Origin of the sequence: Synechococcus sp. R55.8 (genome assembly GCF_047461895.1) — a bacterium.
In the GTDB taxonomy this organism is placed as follows: Bacteria; Cyanobacteriota; Cyanobacteriia; order Thermostichales; family Thermostichaceae; genus Thermostichus.
On sequence record NZ_JANSIB010000072.1, the window covers coordinates 1 to 1,648 of the forward strand.

The 1,648-nt window shown below is 59.6% G+C and carries 2 protein-coding genes; both read left to right on the top strand.

The annotated features are described in order from the left end of the window. Positions 1–255: 255 nt before the first annotated feature. Positions 256–789, top strand: a complete 534-nt coding sequence (locus NW829_RS08305; RefSeq protein WP_414416854.1) for a thermonuclease family protein — start codon at positions 256–258, stop codon at positions 787–789. A gap of 105 nt (positions 790–894) precedes the next feature. Continuing rightward, positions 895–1,593: a cofactor assembly of complex C subunit B gene (locus NW829_RS08310; protein WP_414355440.1), complete on the top strand. Its 699-nt coding sequence runs from the start codon at positions 895–897 to the stop codon at positions 1,591–1,593. The last annotated feature ends 55 nt before the right edge of the window (positions 1,594–1,648 follow it).

The following is a 1,648-nucleotide window of genomic DNA, read 5'->3' on the forward strand; positions in this document are numbered from 1 at the left end:
TCCCGGCACTGACCCTACGGGTACAGTGCGGGGCTCCTGCGATTTCTAGCTGAAGAAAAGCGAGCAGGAATGGCTCAGTCGCCTGGGAGCCTTGGGCAACCCAACCAACGGCGGATCTACTGCTGGCCAATTCAAATCTGCGGTGGGATTGTTTTCTGGAGAGTTGCCGCTACCATTACACTTTGAGCGTTGCCACCGGAAACTCCCCGGCGGGAAAAGAAGAGGGGGCTGCGTCCAAAGTGGGGAATTAAGGTCATGTTCCAGCGTATTGCTCTCGGCTCTGCTGCATTGGGATTGCTTCTGGCCATACCCGTCCTTCCCGGCCACGGGTTTGGAGAGCCCCGGGTCGTTCCCGATACCCCGTTCTACTTCGACAACCACCGCTTCGATCGCTACCCAGATGCGGTTGTGGTGCGGGTGGTCAACGGCGACACCCTAGTGGTGCAAATCGAAGGGGAACAGAAGATGCGCCTAATCCGGTTGGCCGGGATCGAGGGTCTCAGCCCGGAAGAAAACCCCTATTACCAGCAAGCCATTGAACTGATGCGGGAGCGCATCCTCTACCGCACCGTCAAGCTGGAAGGGGATAAGTTGCTGCGCAACGTAGATGCTACGGGCTTGGTGGAGGCCTATGTCTGGTTAGAAGGCCATCAGATGAACGCCATGTTGGTGCGCAATGGCCTGGCCCGCATCATCCCCTACAGCCACAACATCAAGTACGACAGCTACTACGGTGGCCTACAAGAAAAAGCCCAGCAGGAGCGCCTTGGCATTTGGAGCCGTCTCTGAGTTGGCTTTATACTGAACTTCAGTTCTTTAATCTTCAAGGGAGCAGAGAGGAAAGAGCTTCTCCCTTCTCTCCCGTTACTTCCTCTAGGTTATGCCTAGCCTGCCTTGACGGTTGAACCCACTCCAGCCCCCAGGGATCCCAATCGCTGGGTGAGGCGGCTGCCTCTGGTGACCGGCCTTTTGGGCAGCGTCCTTTTGGTTATTAATCGACTGGCCTTTACGCCGGAATTGCTCACCAGCCAGTCCCGTTCAGATGCCTTGGGGATCCTCCTCAGCGCTGTTTTGATCCTGACCGGCCTGCTGTGGCAGCAGATCCAGCCTCTTCCACCCCAAACGGCCCCCCTGCAGGGGATCCCCGGCTGTGATTGGCATCCCGATCTTTCCGAAAGCGAGAAACTGGAGCTGGCTTGGGCCTCCCATACCCTGCTCAGCACCACCGCCGCCCGCACCGTGGTGATCTGGGTGGGTGGGCGAACCCTCCTGCAACGGGGGATCCTAGCCACCCCCGGCCAGATGCCCTCCATTCAGCCCAAGAGCGTTTTACAGCGGGTCTTGCAGACGGGGCGGCCCGTGTATTTGGTGGATCTCAAGCTGTTCCCGGCCCGCGCCGAGTTCGATGGCCTGTTGCCCCCCGGATCCCAGGCCGTGCTGTGCCAGCCCATCGGCCAGCGAGGGTGCTTGATTTTGGGGAGCGATACCCCACGCAGCTTCAGCCGGCAGGAGCAAACCTGGATTGCCGCCATTGCCGACAAGCTAGCAGCCACCCTACTCCCCTCTCCCCCTGGGAGAGGAGCTGGGGGGTGAGGGCTAGGCGGCGCTCTCCAAGCTCACCTGGAACACTTCGCTGAAGGCTTTTTCC